This is a genomic window from Vibrio sp. 05-20-BW147, assembly GCF_013369385.1.
GTDB lineage: Bacteria > Pseudomonadota > Gammaproteobacteria > Enterobacterales > Vibrionaceae > Vibrio > Vibrio floridensis.
On record NZ_SZTO01000051.1, the window covers coordinates 1 to 2,216 of the forward strand.

Below are 2,216 nucleotides of genomic sequence, written 5' to 3' on the forward strand. Positions count from 1 at the left end.
GTTGAAAACATCGCGTTGTTTAGACGTTTTGTCATGAATATGCTCAAGCAATGCGACTGTGGTGCTCCGAGCCAAAAAGTGAAGATGAAGAAAGCGGGTTGGAACGATGATTATAGGGCAAGAGTCTTCTTGGGGTTATAAATCCACCAAAGTATGCTCCCGCCCTGTGGCGTTGGCTGCCCCTTAAGCGGGCGTTATAAATACTCATGGATTGAGCGAAAATGAAAGGAAATATAGATTCAATAATATTCGACGCAGGTGGTGTGCTTATGTTCATCAAAGAGTTCCGCTCGTCGATTATTGAGCGGGTTCTACTCGCGAAAGGTTATGATATTGCGCTAATTGATAGAGCTCTAGCGGACTTGCAAATATTCGATCGAGAATTCTTTGCCAAGTCCAAAATCGTTAACTGGAGTGATGAGAAGCAATGGCTTCAAAAGCGCTCCTTAAGAATTTCAAATTTTGTAAATGGTGATAACTTGCTCGCAGAGCAATTATTCCACGTAGCCTTAGATACACATCAGTACCAGTTATATAGTGAAACCGTGGAAGTTCTCGAACAGTTGCGAGAGAAGTATCGCTTATTCGTGTTATCGAATGCGACGGCAACATTAGATTGGGCGTTTGATAGTTTAGGTATTCGGCAGTACTTTGAGCAAGTTATGATTTCGTCATACGTAGGCAGTGAGAAGCCTAATCGAGAAATCTACGTTCATGCTCTGTCTTCTTTTTCTTTGAATCCTAGCTCGACGATGTTTATTGATGACAAAATCGAAAATGTAGTTGCTGCTCAATCGTGTGGTATTCAGGCTTATCATTTACAGCGTAGTAAAGGTGAAAACTTGTCTTCTTTTGCAGAGCTTTTGGCGGCTTCATCGAAACCGTATTTATAACAAAGCGTTTAAGAGGGACTTGGCACGCGTGGCATTTTCAGTTTGCGTTGAGTTCGGTGGTTACGGCACTGTGCGGTAGCTTTTGTATTGCGTGCCTGCACCCCTTAACGCGGCGTTATGTGCTAGGGAAAGAAATCAGGTTTGGTGATGAAAAGAATTAATGTAATAGGTACAAGTGGTAGTGGTAAAAGTACTTTCAGTCGCCAACTTGCTAGCAAGCTTAAATACCCATATTTGGAAATGGATGCGATATTTTGGAAGCCAAATTGGCAAGAGTCTACAGATGAAGAGTTCTTCGCAAATCTAACTGAGAGTCTAAGTGGCGAACATTGGGTGCTTGATGGTAACTATAACCGGACAGCCGAAATCAAATGGGCTAGGGCTGACACCATCATTTGGGTGGACTATTCCTTTTCTAGGACGTTATTTCAAGCTGTGAAACGAGCGTTAACTCGTATTGTGACTAAACAGGAACTGTGGGGTAAAACGGGCAATGTTGAGTCATTCAAAAAGTCGTTTCTTAGCAAAGATTCGATTATTCTCTGGACATTGAAAACGTATAAAACAAATCGTATTCGTTATACAGAGTTACTTAATGACCCGAGGTATAGCCACATAACGTTCGTTAGAGTAACTAGCCCGAAAAAGGCTAGGGTGTTCATCGATGAGCTGCGCACATAACAAGGCGTTTAAGAGGGATTCATGCCGCGTGGCATTTTTAGTATGCGGTGATTTTTGGTGGTTAAAGTGTTCTGCGGAAGGTTGGTTTATGCGGCATTCACCCCTTAACGCAGCGTTATATTTTCATTCGAGGTAAGGGATACATGGAAAGGACTCTGATTTTATTTTGTCTGCTATTTTCATCTCTTTCTTTGGCATCCAGTTCGAACAATGCTTTTGAGTTCAAAGAGTACTTGGCTACAGAAATTGAAGCTGATGAGCTTAGAAAAGTTGGCTTACATTTGGTGACTCTTTGGGAGCAACAGCACGATATTTATATCACGCAAAAAAAGTTTGTTAACTCTGAACTCGAAGAGGCAATAGATTTGATGGTTAACATAGTCAACGCAGAAAGATGCCTTACAGAAGTTCAAAAACACTATCCGTCAGAGCCGCTTTTGAAATCGAAGTATTTTAGTAGTATTGATTTAGCGTTCGAGTATCGAAAGGCAGATGGATACTTATGGAACTTGGTTAGAGAGCATCAAGATGTGGTACTTTCGCGTATTGAGAAAGAGCGCTGTAAAGATATTTTGAGTGTTAGCGAAATCGAAAATATAACAAAGCGTTAAAGAGGGATTCATGCCGCGTGGCATTTTTGGT

3 protein-coding genes and 2 pseudogenes are annotated in these 2,216 nt (G+C 41.5%); all 5 read left to right on the forward strand.

The window, feature by feature from the left end; genetic code table 11:
- Window positions 1-141 (forward strand): annotated as a pseudogene (locus FC652_RS19635) (ISAs1 family transposase); the annotation flags it as partial.
- A gap of 80 nt (window positions 142-221) precedes the next feature.
- Complete coding sequence (locus FC652_RS19640) at window positions 222-893, forward strand: HAD family hydrolase (protein WP_079857919.1); 672 nt, start codon at window positions 222-224, stop codon at window positions 891-893.
- A 147-nt stretch (window positions 894-1,040) separates the two neighbouring features.
- On the forward strand, window positions 1,041-1,574 hold the full coding sequence (locus FC652_RS19645) for a shikimate kinase (protein ID WP_176299851.1): 534 nt from the start codon (window positions 1,041-1,043) through the stop codon (window positions 1,572-1,574).
- Window positions 1,571-1,636: pseudogene (locus FC652_RS20680) on the forward strand (DUF3265 domain-containing protein); the annotation flags it as partial. The gene FC652_RS19645 and the pseudogene FC652_RS20680, both read left to right, overlap by 4 nt.
- 81 nt (window positions 1,637-1,717) lie before the next feature.
- On the forward strand, window positions 1,718-2,185 hold the full coding sequence (locus FC652_RS19650) for a hypothetical protein (RefSeq protein ID WP_011150372.1): 468 nt from the start codon (window positions 1,718-1,720) through the stop codon (window positions 2,183-2,185).
- The last annotated feature ends 31 nt before the right edge of the window (window positions 2,186-2,216 follow it).

Excerpts from the sequence above, each read along its gene's own strand:
- FC652_RS19640 (WP_079857919.1), top strand. The coding sequence starts at position 222 with ATGAAAGGAAATATAGATTCAATAATATTCGACGCAGGTGGTGTGCTT.
- FC652_RS19650 (WP_011150372.1), top strand. The coding sequence starts at position 1,718 with ATGGAAAGGACTCTGATTTTATTTTGTCTGCTATTTTCATCTCTTTCT.
- FC652_RS19645 (WP_176299851.1), top strand. The coding sequence starts at position 1,041 with ATGAAAAGAATTAATGTAATAGGTACAAGTGGTAGTGGTAAAAGTACT.